Below are 18,824 nucleotides of genomic sequence, written 5' to 3' on the forward strand. Positions count from 1 at the left end.
CGACTTACGGCGGTCCCATACCGACAGCGGGTGACACGGTTTCCTCGGGGCGTGCGCTTGAGGTTTGGAATCGAAAAAGGATTGGGCTGGCCACTAGCAAATCCATCTATGGACCTTGGAAGCGTCGGGAAACTCCACTTTTGGAGCCAAGAGAACCAGGCCACTGGGATTGCACCATTACCACGAATCCCTCGGCCGCTATTCTTCCGGACGGAACGACTTACATGATATACAAATCGCGCGAATACGCGGGAGCGACTTTACAGCTCGGTATTGCGAAAGCGCCTCAACCCGACGGACCATTCGAACGGCTGAGCGATTCGCCGATATTCCGCTTTGACAACGAGGATTTCCACGTAGAGGATCCGTATCTTTGGTATGAGGACGGACGGTTTCATGTCCTGATGAAGGATGATTATAAGAACGACAGCGGCGGTCTTACGGGTGAGTGGGGAGCGGGAGTGTACGCGACAAGTGAGGATTGCATCCATTGGGATCTGCATCCTAATCCGTTGTCCTATACTCGCAGTGTGACATGGGATGACGGGACAACGAGCGTGCAATGTAATTTGGAGCGGCCTAATCTTTTATTCCATGACGGGAAGCCGACGCATCTGTTTCTAGCAACAGGAAATGGCGAGAAGCCGTGGGGGTTTGACAGCGTAACCTGGAACATGGTTATTCCTTTAAAGTAAAGTATTCGTTATACTCCAGCTTTTCAGTAGGAGTCCACTTTTGCTTCGTCGTTATGTGAGGGTCTCATTCGTCGTTAATGAGGGCGTAATAAGAAGCGACGGAAAAAGCAATTTACGGTATTGCAACGAAACAAATACAGCCGGCCTCTCTAGAGGGCAGGCTGTATTTGTTTAAAGGCTTTAATTGGATGGAATGATTCGAATATCTTTATCCAAATTGGCAAGCATCATGAAGTTTCGATTGAAAGTAAAGATGCGTTTTACCTGATAATAGGACATGGTCACAGCAGTGAATGCTTCGCTGAGTGAGAAACGGAGTTCTGGCCTGTCCATAAGCAGTCTGCGCGATTCCCCCTCTAATTCGGGGCCGCTGGAGATGAGCGCTAGCTTGCCTTTACTCACTGCTTTATCAATTGCATTCAGAAAATATTCCGCCTGCTGATAGCTGTATTCATTGCGAAGCCACTCGTGAAGATCAAATATAATGGAGTTTGTCGTCACATAATTACGTTCAAGATCATGCAAATCCAGAATCAGGGAACGGGCTTTCACATAGCAGGGGTCTTCAGGGTTCATTAAAGCGGCTAAAGCTGTTTCATCCAGAAAGATTGCATCCTGAATGTTCAAGTAGTTATCCATATGTCAGCACTCCTTAATCCTCTAGTTTGCAAATACCAACCAAATACAGAAGCGGGTTATCTTCCTTTTGATCCACTGAAATGGGGGATGATTCGTATTTGGCGCTTGCCAGGTGTTGGACAATGATTCCATTGACGATCGCTTGCACGGTCGTATGCTGCATATCGGCGATTGCTTTCAGCTGGGCATAATATTGCGGATTGAGTTCTATAGTGCTTTCTTCTTGTTCTTCACTTCTTGAAGAAATGAATTCGGAAGCGGTAGACTTCGCTTTTTCGAATTGATTTTGAATGAAGCGTTTGTAATTATTCGCCATCGTGATTCACTCCTTTTGCATAGCTTTTATAACGATTCGTCGAATTCTGTCGATTTCAGGGGGTAATGTCGGGCGGAAAGCCAGAGACTGCCACGGACAAGAACCTAAGGGGCTAGATTTCAGCACCAAAATCTCTTAGGCCAATCATCCCCATACACCGTTGGAAAAAGAGCGATCATGATCAACCCGCTGCACAGCTTTCTATTAATTCGAAAATTTCCTTGTTTTGTTCAACTATCATTTTCTAGTTAGCTGAGTGATGGTATTTCACCTTGGTTGTTCTAGTAAACATGAATATAACTCTATTTCCACCCCAAGTGTCCCGAGAGCATTCTTGACAAAAAATAGCCCCAATCAATTCGTTTGATTGAGGGTGATTTTTTGTCATTCATTTTTCTTAATAAGGTCAGGCTTACATTTGCAAAACCAGTTTTCCGACCGTGTTCTTTGCTTCCAAAAGAGCAAGTGCTTCTGCGGCATTTTCCAGAGGATACACGCCTTGAATCTCCGCATGTATTTCTTTTCTTGCCAGCATACCTAACGCTTCTCGCGCCGCTTTCCCAGTCTCCACAGGATTACTGTCGCTGTATCCGCCTAATGTAAAACCAGCGAACTGTTTGTTGGAAAACCATATTTGATTATAAGAATGTATAACATCCTCTTCTCCGCTCGCGTTTCCAACTACAACCAGTTGCCCTAACGGACGAAGTACCTCTAAGCTTTGTTTGCGCATATTCCCTCCGACTGGATCAAAGACGGCATGAACGCCTTTTTGTCCAGTTGCTCGTAGGGTTTGCTCCACAAAATCGGATCGGACAAATAACTCGTCATATCCGAGGGATTCGGCCAGCTTTACTTTCTCGGCGCTTCCGACGGTTCCCAATACCTTGCCTGCTCCCAGACGTTTGGCCATTTGCCCTAGAAAACTGCCTAGCCCGCCAACCGCTGCATGAACGAGTATGCTGTCACCCGTTCTCATTCTATAAACATCTTTTATAGCCAGATAAGCTGTAGTCAGATTTACAATAGAAGCTGCGGCTGTCGCTAAGTCGAGGTCGGCTCCCAATTGATCTAAGGGAACTGTTAGATCTGGCCGTACATTCGCCATTGATGCAAAGCCATTAAGATCATGCAGTGTCATCGAGGCAACGGGTTGACCAACGTAGAAGCCCTCTACTCCTTCCCCGATAGCACGTACATATCCCGATACTTCCAAACCGGGAGTAAGCGGCATCGGAAAAGCGGAGCTGAATTCGCCACGGCTAAGCAGCACTTCGAAATACCCTACTCCAGCATAAGCAACGTCAATGGTTAGCATACCGGGGGTCGGTTGTAGATCCGGCTTTTCACGCAACTGCAAATATGCAGGTCCTTCTGGTCGATCAATTATAATAGCTTTCAATTTATGTATCCTCCTTGATTGCGAATAAGTTTATTATATTCGATGACCAAGGAGGCAACCTGTTTGCAGTTATACAGGTATCCAGACTAACAGGCTTATTTGCAAATATGTACTAGTTTTTGCTCAGTGTCGGTACCTGCAATGGGAGTAAATACACAGCAGTGTAGGTTTTCATTGCCGTTAATATTATCAAAGGTGTTCAATTTAAAGTATAATCGCCCTGCAACGAGGTGATCAAATGTGTAATGTATGGCTTTCTTTTGCTGCACATCATGCAATCGCCATAACGTTTGAAACTCCTCACTTTCCTTACACATTTGCCGCACGAATTCCTCATACCAGAGATCGCCCGCCTTTTGGTCAAAATACATACGAAAAACCCCAGACGTAAAATCAGCAAATTCTTTCCAATTCGCCAACTGCTTGCGCAGGATTGGATCGGTAAATATCAACCGTGTCATCACTCGCTTCTCAGCAGGAATCGCATGGAAGTCCGTAATGATTTCAGAAGCCATCTGATTGTAGGCCAATACCTCGGTTCGATTGTTTGCGATGATCGCCGGATAGCTCAATTGGTCGATAATGTTCTGAATCTCTGGATCTATTTCATTAGCGTTCGGGTAAGATTCCCCCTCACCGCTGTAATTTGCCAAACGAAGCAAATGAAGATGTTCTTCTGAAGATAATTGCAAGGCTTTGCCTATACTGTCGATCACTTCTCTTGAGGCAGTGACGGCCCTGCCTTGTTCCAGCCAGGTATACCAGGTGATGCTTACTCCCGCAAGATGGGCAACCTCTTCTCTGCGTAACCCCGGCGTTCTTCTTGTTCCAAAGCGACCGACAGTGCTGACATGGTCCGGCTTGATCCGTTCCCGGCGGGATTTTAAAAAGTCTCCGAGTATATTGATTTTTTGCTTTTCTGAAGACATTCCACAACCTCTTTCTTCCCAATCAATTCAATTTATCAGCTTGAATATTTTGAATAACCCCCACCTGCAATCTCTAAGTGTCAGTTTTTATTATACAGATATTAATTATTGATAGAAAGAATTGTGTAATCGTAATTATACAAGTAGCTAAATTGAACATGAAGCAGCTGTCTTAGACAAACTGCTCCTTTTTACGTGGATAAGAAATGACATGGCGATCGCGGAATGCAAGGGTAATAAGATCTTCATTTGCACTCAATATTCCACGCTGTAAAATGGCTGTCATAAACCTAAGTTCAATCGCTCCATTGTATAGTCATGAGGGTAAACTGCTTCGTCCATAGGCGTTCCACTATTCATTCCTCCCTTCCGCACCACTATTACTGAAAACCAATTATTGGGTGAGGGATATACGGTTCTTCCAGCGACGCGATTTCTTCAGATGTTAATTTAATTGAGAGCGCAGCTACCGCATCTTCGAGGTGAGACACTTTCGTCGCACCGATAATAGGAGCTGTTACCGGTTCTTTCTGCAGTAACCAGGCAAGTGCGATTTGAACGCGTGGAACGCCATATTTTTCTGCAATTGCCGCAACCCGCTCTATGACAAATCGGTCGGTATTTGCTGTCGCATCGTATTTCGCTTTCGCAATTTGATCGGTTTCGGAACGATCTGTTGTTTCCTGCGTATCACGCGTCAATCTTCCACCAGCAAGCGGGCTATATGGAATCACACCGATTTTTTCTACCTTGCAAAGCGGCAGCATCTCCCTCTCCTCTTCACGGTATATGAGGTTCAAATGATTTTGCATCGATACGAACCGGGTCCATCCATTTTTCTCAGCTACATGCAAAGCCTTCAGAAACTGCCATGCATACATGGCAGAAGCGCCTATGTATCTTGCCTTTCCTGCCTTTACCACATCATGCAAGGCTTCCATTGTCTCTTCAATGGGCGTATTGTAATCCCAGCGGTGAATTTGGTACAGATCTACATAGTCTGTTCCCAGTCTCTTAAGACTTTTATCAATCTCACTCATGATTGCCTTTCGGGAAAGTCCGGCACCATTGGGACCTTCATGCATGCGGCCATTAACTTTAGATGCGATGACAATTTCATCCCGATTTGCAAAGTCCTTTAAAGCACGTCCAATAATCTCCTCACTTGTTCCGGATGAATATACATTCGCCGTATCAAAAAAATTGATACCTAACTCCAAAGCTTTCTTAATGATTGGACGACTGCGTTCTTCATCAAGTACCCACTGATGAATCCACCGCCCTGCTTCACCAAAGCCCATACAGCCAAGACAAATCCGGGATACATCCAAGCCTGTATTTCCAAGTTTCACATATTCCATTCGTCTGTACACTCCTTTTTCTTATTTCTTTCGCTTTATTCAGATGAAACGTCAGTTCAGGCTGCGGTCTCGCGGAGACAGCTACTTGCGTTCACAAACATCGTCAAACAAAACGTCGTCAGTAAGCTCCACGAGTTTCGGGGCAATAATTCTTGATGTATTAATATACACGTGTCTATAATTATAAGCAGATACAGTACATCTGCAATTGTTAAATGAGCGTGTTTTGTTAAGAAATGAACAGCTACTTAATAATTGTTAATTATTTATGAAAGCTGGGTGACCACCAATTGGCTAAAGTGGATCGAAGAATACTCAAGACGCAGGAAGCGTTAAAAAAAGCTGTTATTGAACTAATGTCAGAGAAAAATTTTGATGACATTACGATACAGGATCTTTCCGACAGGGCAAATGTGAGCCGCGGGACCATCTATCTTCATTATTTGGATAAATTTGATCTTCTGGATAAGCTCATTGAAGAACATATAAATGTTCTAAGTGAAATGTGCAAAGAGGCATCCGAATTGGATTTTATCGAAGCAACTCTGATGTGGACCGAATACTTTGAACGTAATTATTCTTTCTTTTCAATGATGTTAGCAAGTAAAGGTGCTCCTTATTTTCGTGGTCGGTTTCTTAACTTACTTATCGAAGAATTAACGAATGAGGTCGATGTAATCAAAGGTAAGAACGAGAGGTTACATGAAGATCTTCTCGTTAGGTTTGTTGCATCTGCTTACGTAGGGGTAGTGGAATGGTGGTTTACTAATGAAAGGCCAGTCACCCATCATGTCTTGGCGGAACAACTCGGGACATTGTTAGAGAGAAATGTGTAATAGGTATAAGACTGTAGCTCAAGCCATTATTGGTGTTGAGCTTTTGTTCGTTTCTAGGATTTGTTCAACATGACCTGCTCCATACTTGGATTGCCTACCCAGTGCTTGTATTTACATAATAATCGTTGTTTTAGGTGGTAATCCGTTTCAGCCCTGTTCATGGCTCATACTTTTTCGTTCGAATCATTAAATAATAGAACTGGCAGAGCACTTTGTTTAGGTAGAGGGGCATTCTTACAAAAAGAAGTCAATAAATTCATTTCGGCCCTGCCCTTTGCGAGGAAAAGGCAACCGATTTGAACCGGCTGCCTTCATTGTAGTTTATTTAACTCTCGTTTTCCGATATGTAAAGCCACTCCTAGAAATGGAATGGCTTCGTTAACTTGAGCATTAAAGCCCCGACTTCTTGCGCACCGGGTATAGCATCGTAAAGTCGAATGTTTCGATTTCCGCATAGGGGATTGTGAGAGCGTTCAATGGTTCAAGCGGAACCGTCTCCATCCCGAATACTCCTTCACGCCGATCGAGCTCATACTCGGGCGACTCCTCTAGCCACGCAAACATTGCATCATATACGCGCCACATGTGCGCCTCATTCCCGTATACGCGGGCGCTCGCACAGAGCCCTCCGCGTACCACCAGAGACTCAATGCCATCCGGTACATCTCCGAACTCGCTAACCGCCAGTCCGACCCAGAGCGTATCGACTTGTTTGCTCCATTGATCCTGCGGAATGAACACATACGCAGAGGGCCCATCTGTCAGTCGCGCATCCATAAGGGGGACCTGCGCTGTAAGGTTGCTCCACGCCACCCGCGTCCCACTCTTGTCAGGTGTCATCCCCGTCCGTATTGCCAATGCCTTAAAAGGCGCCACTTCAATTAACTCAACCACTATCGTATTCTGCAAAATACCCTCTCCTCTTTTCACGATTATCCATGATGAAGATATCCCGTTAAATATATTCGTCTTTTTCCAGAAAAATCCTTTTTCTATAAATAAGATTAGGCTATCCTGCCCATGCTATCGTTCTGCGTTAGTGCAATTGATTATTTTGCGAGCTCTATAAACTTTTATTTTTGTCATTACCTTAAAAACCTTCAAGAATTTCTATTTCCTGAACCGAAACCGATTACATATCCATCTAAATCTTGGACCGAAAAATCCTTCCAAGCTCCCCAGTCATATTCAGTTACTTTAGGCTCAGAAACGATAATTGCACCATTTGTTTTAAGCTCTATATCGCGAATCCGTTCTTCGGTACACTAAATTTCAGTATCATAGCTATCAATCCTGGTAGGGATACTCTAAAGAGAAACATTATGGAAAATTATACGTATATAAAAATGGACGTACAAAATACCATGATGAACGGGGGACAACCATGAAGGCAAACTTAAAAATAAATCTAATTGCCGCGGTTGTTACCACCGTACTTATTGGATCGGTTATCGCTTGGGGATACGATAAAGTTACTGCAATCGAGGGAAAGTCGCCGAAGACGCCCGAAATCGCCGAACAAGTTAAGGCGCCCACAATCGACGAGTTATCGCCAGAAGGTCGCGCGATCGAAACGTTGAAGATCTATCACGAACAATTCAATATGTTGGTCGGATACGGGAATGACGATAATTTTACGAAGGCGACCGAGTGGGATTCCTCGCGTACTAAAGACGCATTGAACTCGGAAGCATATCGTCAGCTTGCTGCGATGCTTTCGAACTATCAAGGTGCCGAAATCGACCTTTACCGCGCTGCTGACCTTGCGACGATCGCCCGCGAAAAGCACGACGTTCAAGCCCTTATATACTTGCACCGCATCCTTCACGACTTAGACTTAAACTATTTCAATAAAACGCCGGGTAGTGATTATTGGGGCGTTACGGAAACTATTCGCCATACGTCGGAAGCTGCAGAAGTTGTTCCCGATAATCGCGACAAAATCAAGACGTATATCGAAAAGAATAGGCGTATTTTTGAAAATGAGCGACAAAAATGAACGACAAACTGAAACCAACGACCGTTTCCATCCGTATCAGCTAGTGTTTCCTTAGATTAGAATGGTCTTTGGTATTAGGAAACTGCAGAAATAAAACTTGGAACATTATTTCTCCTATCAGGATGAGATCTTCTCCTCCTTGGAGGGCTTTGCAAAAAACTGCGCACCCCGCTTCGGCAGCAATTCTGTTGCTACCATAACCCCAAAAATAATAAGCACCGAGCCGCCAATTTGTGGCCAAGTCACAGGTGTCCCGAGCAAAGCAAACCCGACGAGCATCGCAACGAAAGGCTGCAAATTCAAAAAGATAGCCGCTTTGGCTGCACCAACCTCTTTGATTTGCCGATTCCAAAGAAGTCCACATAACCCTTCATCAGCAGTGCGGTTGCGATGGCAAGAAACCAAGCCCATAGCGGTGCCTGCCATATGGCATTTACCGGCTCCACCAACGCAGCAGCTATGATTTGCATAGCACAACCGATGAGAGTCGAGTACATGGTTGCGCTGAACGGATCGATACGCTCAATCAGCTTCCGCATCATAATAATGGAAGCGGCAAAGGTCAACATAGCGATAAAGATCAGCCACATCCCAGGTGTAATCTGGAACGGCTTACCTACTCCCACCACGCAATAAACACCTAGTACCGCAATGACGGCACCACCGGCTACCCGTTGGGTCAGTGGCTCCCTAAGAAATAACCACGCGAGAAGGGCTGTTGTAATAGGTGCAAGTGATAAGATTAGGGCGGCCGTCGTCCCATCCACGGTTTTTATCCCGGTATAAAAAGCGGTTTGGTTTGCAAGAGTTCCTATCAGGCCTAGTGGAATTAAGAGCTTCCAATCCGACAGCTGCAGGCGAACGGAATTTCTCGTAAGCAGTGCGTATCCTATAAAAAATAAGGATGTAAAAGAAAGCCGGATAGCCGAAAGGAGCATGGGAGAAAACTGCTTCACTAATATAGCCCCGAATACAAAGTTGCTGCCCCAGAACAAAATACACACAGAGAGCAACAAATACGATTTCATTTTCATCTGGAGGTCCCTTCCTTCCTGTTCAAGAAACACTATCCCCCAGTTTACGACGATTGGACCAGAGGTTCAATATACAAATCAAGGGTTTGTCCGCTAATTCATTATGGTATTTATGAATCAATAAAACGATCAATGCTATGCAAGAAGACGAGCATGATAGGAACAGCTACCTTCAAATGTAGTAACAAATACACAAAAAAAAGGAGTGCCGCGAAGCATGCCCCTCAATTATAGATATCCGTCGTGACTAAAACGAATCTCAAAGATCTTGTTCATGGTTACGCCTGGCTCTACCGATACGACTCTCGAAGCATTGCGTATCCGCGGCCGTACTCTTCAATCAACGCTTCCACTTTTGTTCCCTCCAAATATCGTTAACCGTTTTGTTCGACTCCTTCGAGACTTCCTTAAATTTAAAAAGCGCGATGCTAAAATGACATCGCGCTTCTTTTGCAAAATGTTGCATGAACTTTTCATTAAATACCTTTGTTCCTACATACAAAGAATTAACTTGAGACTAGTTCTTTTTCGATTAGACCAAGCGTCTCTGCTGTTGAAGTATGAATTTCGTGCAGAAGCTCTGGATTTTCCATGAGTGACACGCCATAAGAAGGAATCATTTCTTTAATTTTCGGTTCCCACTCTTTCATATGTTGAGGGAAGCATTTATTAATTACCTCAAGCATAACGTGAACAGCAGTAGAAGCACCTGGAGAAGCACCTAGTAATGCTGCAATCGAGCCATCAGCGGCACTAATAACTTCCGTACCAAATTGAAGTGTACCTTTGCCAGCTTCAGTATCTTTGATAACTTGCACACGTTGGCCTGCTACTACTAAATCCCAATCCTCGCTTTTGGCATTCGGGATAAACTCTTGTAACTCTTCCATGCGCTTTTCTTTCGATAACATAACTTGCTCGATCAGGTATTTTGTCAATGACATGTTTTTTGCACCTGCCGACAACATCGTTACGAGATTATTCGGTTTTACGGAAGTTACCAAATCAAACATTGAACCGGTTTTTAAAAACTTCGGTGAGAAGCCGGCAAACGGTCCAAATAACAACGATTTTTTATTGTCGATAAATCTTGTGTCAAGATGCGGAACAGACATTGGAGGAGCTCCAACCTTAGCTTTGCCGTATACTTTTGCATGATGCTGCGCTACAACATCCGGATTATTACACACCATGAATATTCCGCTTACCGGGAATCCTCCAATTTGTTTTCCTTCTGGAATACCGGATTTTTGCAATAAATGCAGGCTTCCTCCCCCGCCTCCGATAAAGATGAATTTTGCAGTATGACGCTCGACGTTACCGCTGTCGTTTCGTACTTTCAATTCCCAAGAGCCGTCACTAGTACGATTAATATTTTCAACGGTATGTTTGTATTTGATATCGACGTTTTTACTCTTTAAGTGGTCAAACAAAATGCGTGTTAAAGCACCAAAGTTGACATCAGTTCCAGAGTCGATTTTAGTTGCCGCTATAGGTTCATTCGATGGACGACCTTGTAAAATAAGAGGAATCCATTCCATTAGTTTTTCAGGGTCATCGGAAAATTCCATTCCTTGAAACAGAGGATTATTAGACATCGCTTCAAAACGTTTCTTTAAAAACGTTACATTTTGATCCCCTTGTACCAAACTCATATGAGGCAATGGCATGATAAAGTCCTGCGGATTACGTATCAGTTTGCTGTTTACAAGATAAGACCAAAACTGCATGGAAAGCTGAAACTGTTCATTAATTTGGATAGCTTTGCTAATATCTATAGATCCATCTGGTTTTTCAACTGTGTAGTTAAGCTCGCACAGTGCCGCATGCCCTGTTCCTGCATTATTCCATTCGTTAGAGCTTTCCTCTCCTGCATTTTCGAGCTTCTCAAACACTGTAATTTCCCATTCCGGTACTAATTCTTTCAGAAGTGTCACTAAAGTTGCACTCATGATTCCGGCACCAATTAAGATGACATCTGTTTTAGTTTCTCTGTTGCTCATTTTAACCATCCTTATACCCTAAAGTTTGCAGAAAGGATGTAGGCGCTCCTGCTTAGGCGTCACACCAAAACAAGGCGCGAACTAGTCACACACCTTTTCTGTTTGAAATATAAACATATCATCGTGCATTACAATTTTTTACAGATTAAAATATCTACTATTATCTGATAATTATAAGCTATTTAAAAGCTGGTAACAAGTCAGAAATCCGTTCTCAAAGTCCTTTGAACATACAAAAACCAGGGCCTTAACCCAGCTTCTTTCAAGGAATAAGACATTGGTTTGCCGTTATCAGTGAACCTTTCGAAGGACCCACCCGTTAATTCAATGAAAACAAAAAGGGAGCCTCTTCTAAGCAAGCTCCTTCACTATCGTTCTTCGTTCGTTTAATACTTTCTATTTTTCGGATGGACGTATCATTTGTCTCTTCAAAATTTCGGCAACCAGCGAACATTTATTACTTCCATATCCCATACTTTTATTTACATAAACTCAGTATTTATTGATGATGAAAACACTATTATGATAAGTAGGGGCTTAACCATCCATGGTATTTTTTACAACAATATTACTCTGTATCCAACCTTGAAAATTCCTTGGTACTTTCTCACTATGATTTCGCACAAATTAATATTATTTTCATGTATCCGGTCGGCCACTGATTTTCAGCTCCCAAACAATTAACTTTCTCATGCTCGATTTATTTACCAACTAATATAAAAACATTTCCATCTGGTGCCTGCATTACAGCTAAGTGTCCTTTTAAAAAGTCTCGAACGACGGGCGCTTGCCGTCATTGCTTTAAAGGAGCTGATGAAAGAGGTTTAATGCGTTGGCATCGTTTGAAATAACTTCATTGGAACGGCGCTAGAGATGCGGCGTTTTTTGTTTTTTTGCGGATCAAAGCCAACACCCCTTCGAATTGAACTATAGATAACTGCCCTCAACAAGGTTACCCCTCCCTCCTTTGAAGTTTCGCCGTTTCCGAATAGAAGATTTTTGTTCTACATCGATTTGCTATAAAATACCAATTAGAGGTTCGAAAAACCTCTAATTAAAAATGGGACTGGAGTGATATATTTATGTTTTCGTATGCAAACCTCGATCTGTCATCGCCTGAGTTCAAAAAAAATGCTCACGAGATTTACAAGCAGCTCAGGCAAAATGATCCGCTTCACGAAATTGCAATGCCGGATGGGCAGAGGGCATGGCTCTCCACACGTTACGACGATGCCGTACAAATATTGAAAGATGACGAACGCTTTACGAAAAATTTGCAATCTCTTTCCCCTCAAGATTATGCGGCGATTATGCCCAAAAAGGAAATGGATCTGATCAGCAAACAGATGCTCTCCAGCGACCCGCCCGATCATACCCGACTTCGTTCCATCGTATCCAAAGCTTTTTCACCCCAGATGATTGAAGACATGCAGGATGAAATTCAGCGTATTACCGATGATCTAATCGACCAAATTCAGGAAAAAGGGAGCATGGACGTTATCGAAGACTTTGCCTTTCCGCTTCCTATCATCGTAATCAGCCAGATGCTGGGCATTCCCAAGAATGATCATTATCTATTTAAAAAATGGTCCAGTGACTTTATTGAGTCTGCCAATAATCGTAATAAGATGAAAGAAGCATTCCCTTCCATCCAGGCTTTTGGCCGGTATATCGAAGAGCTCATCACCGAGAGAAGGAAGTACCCCGGTTCCGATTTGATCAGCATGCTGATCAAAGCTCACGATAGCAGAGATAAGCTGACTGCTGAAGAGTTGTCCTCCACGATTTGGCTGCTCATTGTCGCCGGGCATGAAACGACTGTCAATCTGATCGGCAACGGACTGCTTGCATTATTGGAAAACCCGGATCAATTACACTTGTGGCGTAGCGATCCGGCCTTAACCCAATCGGGCATCGAAGAATTGCTTAGGTATTACAGTCCCGTCGAAATTGCCACTTCCCGTTGGGCCAGACTCGACTTTACTTGGCATGGCAAAAATGTCAACAAAGGCGATTTGATTTTCGTAGGTTTGGCGGCTGCCAATCGTGATCCCGAACAATTCGAGAATCCTGACCGGCTGGATATTACGAGAAAGAAAAATAAGCATATTGCTTTCGGAAACGGCATTCATTTCTGTCTCGGAGCCCCGCTTGCCCGATTGGAAGGTAAAATCGCTTTATCGACATTGCTTCAGCGTTTGCCTAACCTGAGTATTGACACAACTTCTGAGGAATTTAAATGGCGCTCGGGCATCTTGATGCGAGGTTTGGAACGGTTTCCGGTCACATTTTGATGCATTAAAATCGGTTTTATTAATTTTCATTTGAACTTTGCTTAAAAAAATGCGACATAGAACTGCTTGAATAACAGTTTGTGTCGCGTTTTAAATCATGAAACCGAACATCATAGACTATGAATAAATAAGGTCATCTGCCGACCCATGGATCATAAAATTGTCTCCACATGCCGAATGCGTAACTTGCCCGTTAGCTCAATAAAAACAAGGAGCAGCTGTCAGCGGCAGATTTGCTCCTTGCTTTCTTCAACTAAAGTTTCCATTGGTTTAATAAACTTTGGACTAAATTGATTAATTCAAACTCAACTTATCCCTAATTTGTTTCAGATGGTAAGCATCGTGGTTAACGAAAATAGTAATGAAACTATCCAATGAAAATTGCCGTTTTCCAGTTCCGATTGTAAATCTAGCATCGTTTTCAATACTAGACATTTTATCAAGCAGTTGTAAGCGTATTTTAGAAAACTCATCAATCAAAGAAGCAACTGATTTGTATCTGTCTATATATTTTATAGCCTCCTGATTATGAATGTCGTGGTCAGGGAACGGGTGTAAGTTGGCATTGTTAGTCATATGCGGAGCCATATAGTCTAAGTTAAACTTATCCCAGTAAAAAAGGTGACCAATTATTTCTCTTATAGACCACTTACCCTCTTGAATAGGCTCGAGAAGATGAGATTCGGGAATTTCCTTTAGTTTTAACACCTCATTGATTGTCTTTTCATAGTTTCCGAACGATTTACTAGTCATTTAAATCCTCCTATGAACTTTTTTGAAGTAATAATAATATGTTAATTATATCCTTTTTATCGAGCCAAAGAAAGAACATATGCTCCTAGTTTAATTGTCTTTAATTCAATAATCCTGCCCGTTAGCGGAGCGAAGGCTGCAACGCTGAAACTCCTTACAATATCCAACTTTTTTTCTCACCGTGACAATCGGTACAGATTCTTGTCATGGCAATTCCGCAAGATGTTGTACCGATAATAAAAAAACCGCGATTTTCGCGGTCTATTATCGGTAAAGATTTATGACTCTCGATAGAAATAAACGGGTATGCAGCTGTCCGATAACTCTAAAAAAGTCAGCGGTTTTCGCGGACCTCATTCGGATAATGTTTTTGTCTTCCGACACATTATAATTTTTTATTATTATTCGTCGATCTATGAGCCTTGCCAGATCGGCGCAGACCCCATCGTATAATGACTCATGTTGTTGAACAATTGGAAATCCCCTGTCGGCAGGATGGTATGCTCGCTACACTTCGACAAGGGAGGTCAAATCCTTTAAAAATTTCTACGCCCGCTTAAAAGGGGCGCGTAATGTGAGTTATGGCACTTTCGTTTAACTACGAAGACTTGCAGTCTCCGAAGCATTCCTCCGTTCAACCCAAACGCTGAAGCAACTGGCTGATTTTCTCTTCGACGGTAAAAAACGAGAGAAAATGGGCCGCCCGTTTTTCAGCTTAAAGCAAAGGAATTTTATCGCTCACTTTGCCTCCTCGCCCTTCTGCATACGGAAAACATGGGCGATCGGAGCCTGCCCGGTCAATTCGCAATTCGGAAGCGTGATCGAGATTCCTTCCGGAGTACGCTCAACCTGCAGCAAGGCATCGCTTCCGACAAGCTCGATGCCGGAAACGGGCTCCTGATAAGGAATATGAACGACCTTTGAGACGGCTTCATCTGCGCTTTCATACAAGTACGTACAGTACACGGTATTTCCTTTCGAGGTGAACGCGCAGGAACCGACAAAATACGGCCCGCACACGCGTGTGCCGTATACCGCTTCGCCGTAAACCTTCATCCATGCGCCCAATTCATTGATGCTCTTGACCGCCCCGGCCGGCAATCGTCCGTCGGGCTGAGGACCTACGTTCAGCGCCAAATTGCCGCCTTTTGATACGACTTCCATCAGAATGCGAACGAGCTCCCTCCCCGATTTATACTGGTCATCGTATTTGAAGGCCCACTGTGTGCCGATCGTAATGCAGCTTTCCCACGGCACGTTTAGCGGATGCTGCGGAATCGTTTGCTCTGGCGTCACATAATTTTCGTAAGGCCCTCCGACTGTACGGTCCGCGGACAGTAGCCACGGCTGCATTTGACGGGCGCGCTCGACGACCTCGCCCAACCGAATGTCCTGCTTAACCTGGTCACTATCTTTTACCCAGCCCGCATCCAGCCACAAAATATCGATCCGGCCGTAACGGGTCATCAGCTCCATGATTTGCTCATGGGTGAAATCGACGAATTGCTCCCACAGCCACGGGTATTCCTCTGGGGAGTACGAAGGCCCTCTCCATGTATCGCGGCCCCTCTCCATTCCTGGCGCCCAGTAATACGGCGTTTGCCAATCCGCCTTCGAGAAATAAGCGGCGATCGCAAGCCCCTTGCTGCGGAAAGCGTCAAACACATGCTTACAAACGTCGGCATAGCGGTGTGTATGAAACGGTGTTTCGGAGCCGGTAATCCGGTAATTCGTCGTACGCGTGTCCCACATGCAAAATCCGTCGTGATGCTTTGTCGTAAAAATCAAATATTTGAACCCGCCTTCGGCGGCGATTTCCGCCCATAGCTCTGGCTGGAAGCGGAACGGATTGAACGTGCGGTTCAGGCCGAAATATTCGCGCTTCATCTCTTCGTAGTCGCTCGTCCAGTCGACATCTTTACGCGCCCATTCACCGTCTTCGTCACTGAGAATCCAGGACTCGACCTCGATCTGCGAATAAGGTCCCCAATGCATCATTAGGGCCAATTTCTGATCCTTGAACCATTCCAATCTTTCCAACGTAATTGGATTTTCCGGCTTCATCCAATTCGTCTCGCTGCTGTAACCGTGGACGCCTTCTTTCAATTCCGGCGCTTCGGCTTGCTGAATTTCCTTGATTTCTATATCATTCATCGGGTTGCCTCCTTCGGTTCTCCGCGTCACTCGAATTGAAATTATTGCGATTGTCGCAGACTTTCCTCAAATTCTTTTATCTCAATCACTCTATGTTCCTCTCGCGATTTCTCTGCAACAAATGGACTATCATGATCGGTAATGCTCCCATGAAAATTTGAGCTGTCGGAAGTGTTTTCTCACTCATATGCGGTTAAGATCAAATCCGTGGAGAGAAAAACGACCGCCACCGGGATGCCGGGCGCGAGTTCCGTTCGAATCAAGAAACGTCCTATTCCATATGAAATACTTCCTCCATGGTCGCCCACCATTCTCCTTCCGAAGCGGAATCAACGGGTTCCTGACACGGATCTGTCAGTTTCCACCACGCTTGCGTGTTCGGGTCAGCGGCCATATTAGCCATATCTTTCTCGAAGTCTTGTCCCGTGTACTCCAAATAACTAAAAAGATACCCATCTCGGTAGTATATAGAGTAATTTTGGATGTTACATTCTTTTAACCGATTTAATACTTCAGGCCATACCGCCGCATGTAAAGCTTTGTATTCGGCTAACCTATCCATTTTCACCTTAATGCTCTATCCGAATCTTTTCATTGTCATCCCTCTTTGACTTAAATTTAAAAAGTGGACAACTTATATAGTTGGAATTGCTGCCATTGTGACCAATGTATTCCAGTCGTCAAGATCCGCTATGTGCAGTAAATATTTTCTCCAGAATGGGCCAACCAAGACCCAACGGATTTCAGCTTTTCTAGGGCGGGCTCAGGCCAAGTTACATCCGGACAGGGTCCAACATATAAGAGCAGGTTGCCACCCTTGGTCTCCACCTCAAGAAGGGTATTGAGCAAGGTTTGTACGACCATAGTTCGTCAGCAGCTCACTCCACGACTTCCACAAAACGTTTGTGGAAGTCGTGGAGTGCCAAGCTCTCGGTCGTGTTTACCTTCGGTAATGTAACCACCACTTTTAACGGATGCTTATAGCGAGTGATTCGCTAAAGATACGACTATCCGTCGTACATGACCTCTCCTAATAGGAGTTGGGGATTAACACGCTTACTGTAAAACTCTATTGAGCAAAGCTGCTGCTTCTGCACGGGATGTGATACCGCTCGGAACGAATTTGTTTGCATCGCGTCCATTAATCAAATGAAGTGCCGCCGCCGCTCTTACTGAATCAAGCGCCCAGGCTGCCACAGCGGATTCGTCAGTAAAGGAAGAAGCCGTATTTTCGTTTAACTTAACGTCTTTCAAGATAACATACGCCCGCATCATCATGGTGACCATTTCTTCACGTTTGATTCTCGCATCGGGATCGAAAGTCGTTGTGGTTGTTCCATTAATAATGCCTGCTTTGATCGCTATGGAAACCGCTTCCTCGTACCAGGCACCCTTCGATACATCCGTAAATTTCGATTCGCCCACTGATGTCAGGTTCAACGCTTTGACAAGCATTGCTGTAAATTCGGCCCTTGTTATAGTACGCTCTGGCTCGAACATTGCAGCACTAGTGCCGTCAATAATGTGCTTCGCTGCTAACTGTTCGATCGCATCTTCCGCCCAGTGAGTGGACTTAACATCGGTAAATGATTTCTTGAATTCGAGCACCGCATATTTGCTAAAATGGCGAATCTTGGCGACCATTTCTCCGTTAATAAACGTGCCTCCCACATATTCCAACGTACCATTGTCTACCAAATAGTAAATACCCATCAGTTTCGAATTTAAGGAAGGATCCACTTTGAATCGAATCGTCATCGGTTTATCGAAGCTGCTCAAGCTTGTCACTTTACCATCTTTCCCGACAATCGATAAGCTAAAATTGATCGCATTGCCGGAAAGTTTAATTTGTGCATTTGTGGAAGATTGCCCTATAGCTAGAAGGTTGTTAGCATCGGATTCGGATAAGGGAGTCATGATCAACTCTATCGAACTGTTTTGTTTATCTTTTGCGGACAATTTATCTGCCAACTGTTTAAGCAATTCAGCGGGTACTTCCAACGTGAATAGCCCCTTTTGAATTACTAATTGATTATGTCCGAGCAGTTCGGCTGCATTAGCAGGAAGTACCATTTTCTCTTTATCTTTGGCTATGATCGTCACAACTCCGTTGGAAGCTGGAGTGGTAAGGTCTTCCGTTTTCAATACAAGCGTATGGGCATCGGTATTTCCATTGACTGTACCACGTCCACCATCAGTGGGAGGATTACTGTTCTCGCCACCTGCAACCTTTCGCTTAAAAGTTACATTGATCATATGGTCGGCGGTTATGTTGGCAACCTTATACACGCTTCCGGTCACCGTCACGGCGATACCGTTTAACCTCACCTCGTCGATTTCGTATCCATTGTCCGGATGGAATGTAAAGGTTTGATCAGCACCCTTATTGACTACAACTGCGCCGTTCGG

Annotated in this window: 18 protein-coding genes and 1 pseudogene; 5 read left to right on the top strand and 14 right to left on the bottom strand. The window is 44.2% G+C overall.

Annotated features, from left to right (window positions below; translation table 11 throughout):
• Positions 1-140: 140 nt before the first annotated feature.
• Positions 141-695 carry a glycoside hydrolase family protein gene (locus GC102_RS33325; RefSeq protein ID WP_171693305.1) on the top strand — a complete coding sequence of 185 codons (555 nt, stop codon included), beginning with the start codon at positions 141-143 and terminating at the stop codon, positions 693-695.
• 180 nt (positions 696-875) lie between these two features.
• Here GC102_RS33325 and GC102_RS33330 read toward each other — a convergent pair whose 3' ends face one another.
• The 5 genes from GC102_RS33330 to GC102_RS33350 all read right to left on the bottom strand — a co-directional run bounded on the left by GC102_RS33330 (position 876) and on the right by GC102_RS33350 (position 5,342).
• Positions 876-1,334, bottom strand: coding sequence for a hypothetical protein (locus GC102_RS33330; protein WP_171693306.1), 459 nt, complete (start codon positions 1,332-1,334; stop codon positions 876-878).
• Positions 1,335-1,347: 13 nt separating this feature from the next.
• Positions 1,348-1,650 (bottom strand): hypothetical protein, encoded by a 303-nt coding sequence (locus GC102_RS33335; RefSeq protein WP_171693307.1) that lies wholly within the window; start codon positions 1,648-1,650, stop codon positions 1,348-1,350.
• 412 nt (positions 1,651-2,062) lie between these two features.
• Positions 2,063-3,052 (bottom strand): quinone oxidoreductase family protein, encoded by a 990-nt coding sequence (locus GC102_RS33340; protein WP_171693308.1) that lies wholly within the window; start codon positions 3,050-3,052, stop codon positions 2,063-2,065.
• Positions 3,053-3,147: 95 nt separating this feature from the next.
• Entirely contained in the window at positions 3,148-3,981 is an 834-nt protein-coding gene (locus GC102_RS33345; RefSeq protein WP_171693309.1) for a helix-turn-helix transcriptional regulator, read from the bottom strand.
• Positions 3,982-4,361: 380 nt separating this feature from the next.
• The gene (locus tag GC102_RS33350; RefSeq protein WP_171693310.1) at positions 4,362-5,342 is read right to left on the bottom strand and encodes an aldo/keto reductase; all 981 of its coding nucleotides are present in this window, start codon (positions 5,340-5,342) and stop codon (positions 4,362-4,364) included.
• A 290-nt stretch (positions 5,343-5,632) separates the two neighbouring features.
• Here GC102_RS33350 and GC102_RS33355 point away from each other — a divergent pair, with 290 nt between their 5' ends.
• Both GC102_RS33355 and GC102_RS39815 read left to right on the top strand, forming a co-directional pair.
• A complete protein-coding gene (locus GC102_RS33355) occupies positions 5,633-6,178 on the top strand; it encodes a TetR/AcrR family transcriptional regulator (RefSeq protein WP_171693311.1) in 546 nt (181 codons plus the stop codon).
• 168 nt (positions 6,179-6,346) lie between these two features.
• Positions 6,347-6,448 (top strand): annotated as a pseudogene (locus tag GC102_RS39815) (DUF1259 domain-containing protein); the annotation flags it as partial.
• 120 nt (positions 6,449-6,568) lie between these two features.
• Here the strand turns inward: GC102_RS39815 and GC102_RS33360 are convergent.
• Positions 6,569-7,087: a GyrI-like domain-containing protein gene (locus GC102_RS33360; RefSeq protein WP_171693312.1), complete on the bottom strand. Its 519-nt coding sequence runs from the start codon at positions 7,085-7,087 to the stop codon at positions 6,569-6,571.
• 475 nt (positions 7,088-7,562) lie between these two features.
• Here GC102_RS33360 and GC102_RS33365 point away from each other — a divergent pair, with 475 nt between their 5' ends.
• Entirely contained in the window at positions 7,563-8,177 is a 615-nt protein-coding gene (locus tag GC102_RS33365) for a hypothetical protein (protein ID WP_171693313.1), read from the top strand.
• Positions 8,178-8,294: 117 nt separating this feature from the next.
• Here the strand turns inward: GC102_RS33365 and GC102_RS40190 are convergent, their stop codons facing one another.
• The 3 genes from GC102_RS40190 to GC102_RS33375 form a co-directional block, all read right to left on the bottom strand.
• Positions 8,295-8,480, bottom strand: coding sequence for a hypothetical protein (locus GC102_RS40190; protein WP_281367735.1), 186 nt, complete (start codon positions 8,478-8,480; stop codon positions 8,295-8,297).
• Positions 8,477-9,211, bottom strand: coding sequence for a DMT family transporter (locus GC102_RS33370; protein ID WP_281367736.1), 735 nt, complete (start codon positions 9,209-9,211; stop codon positions 8,477-8,479). Before GC102_RS33370 ends, GC102_RS40190 begins: the two co-directional genes overlap by 4 nt.
• Before the next feature lie 506 nt (positions 9,212-9,717).
• Positions 9,718-11,214 (bottom strand): malate:quinone oxidoreductase, encoded by a 1,497-nt coding sequence (locus GC102_RS33375; RefSeq protein WP_171693314.1) that lies wholly within the window; start codon positions 11,212-11,214, stop codon positions 9,718-9,720.
• A gap of 1,082 nt (positions 11,215-12,296) precedes the next feature.
• On the opposite strand from GC102_RS33375, the gene GC102_RS33380 reads away from it, so the two are divergent.
• Complete coding sequence (locus GC102_RS33380) at positions 12,297-13,508, top strand: cytochrome P450 family protein (protein ID WP_171693315.1); 1,212 nt, start codon at positions 12,297-12,299, stop codon at positions 13,506-13,508.
• A 294-nt stretch (positions 13,509-13,802) separates the two neighbouring features.
• Here the strand turns inward: GC102_RS33380 and GC102_RS33385 are convergent, their stop codons facing one another.
• The 5 genes from GC102_RS33385 to GC102_RS33405 form a co-directional block, all read right to left on the bottom strand.
• On the bottom strand, positions 13,803-14,261 hold the full coding sequence (locus tag GC102_RS33385; RefSeq protein WP_171693316.1) for a DinB family protein: 459 nt from the start codon (positions 14,259-14,261) through the stop codon (positions 13,803-13,805).
• 738 nt (positions 14,262-14,999) lie between these two features.
• Positions 15,000-16,415 carry an alpha-L-fucosidase gene (locus tag GC102_RS33390; protein ID WP_171693317.1) on the bottom strand — a complete coding sequence of 472 codons (1,416 nt, stop codon included), beginning with the start codon at positions 16,413-16,415 and terminating at the stop codon, positions 15,000-15,002.
• 271 nt (positions 16,416-16,686) lie between these two features.
• Positions 16,687-16,977 (bottom strand): L-rhamnose mutarotase, encoded by a 291-nt coding sequence (locus GC102_RS33395; RefSeq protein WP_171693325.1) that lies wholly within the window; start codon positions 16,975-16,977, stop codon positions 16,687-16,689.
• A gap of 128 nt (positions 16,978-17,105) precedes the next feature.
• Entirely contained in the window at positions 17,106-17,279 is a 174-nt protein-coding gene (locus GC102_RS40790; RefSeq protein WP_171693318.1) for an alpha-L-fucosidase, read from the bottom strand.
• Between the two features lie 192 nt (positions 17,280-17,471).
• Positions 17,472-18,824: S-layer homology domain-containing protein (locus GC102_RS33405; RefSeq protein ID WP_171693319.1), on the bottom strand; the 1,353-nt coding region annotated here is incomplete at its 5' end.

This window comes from Paenibacillus germinis (assembly GCF_013141785.1).
Lineage (GTDB): Bacteria > Bacillota > Bacilli > Paenibacillales > NBRC-103111 > Paenibacillus_E > Paenibacillus_E phytorum.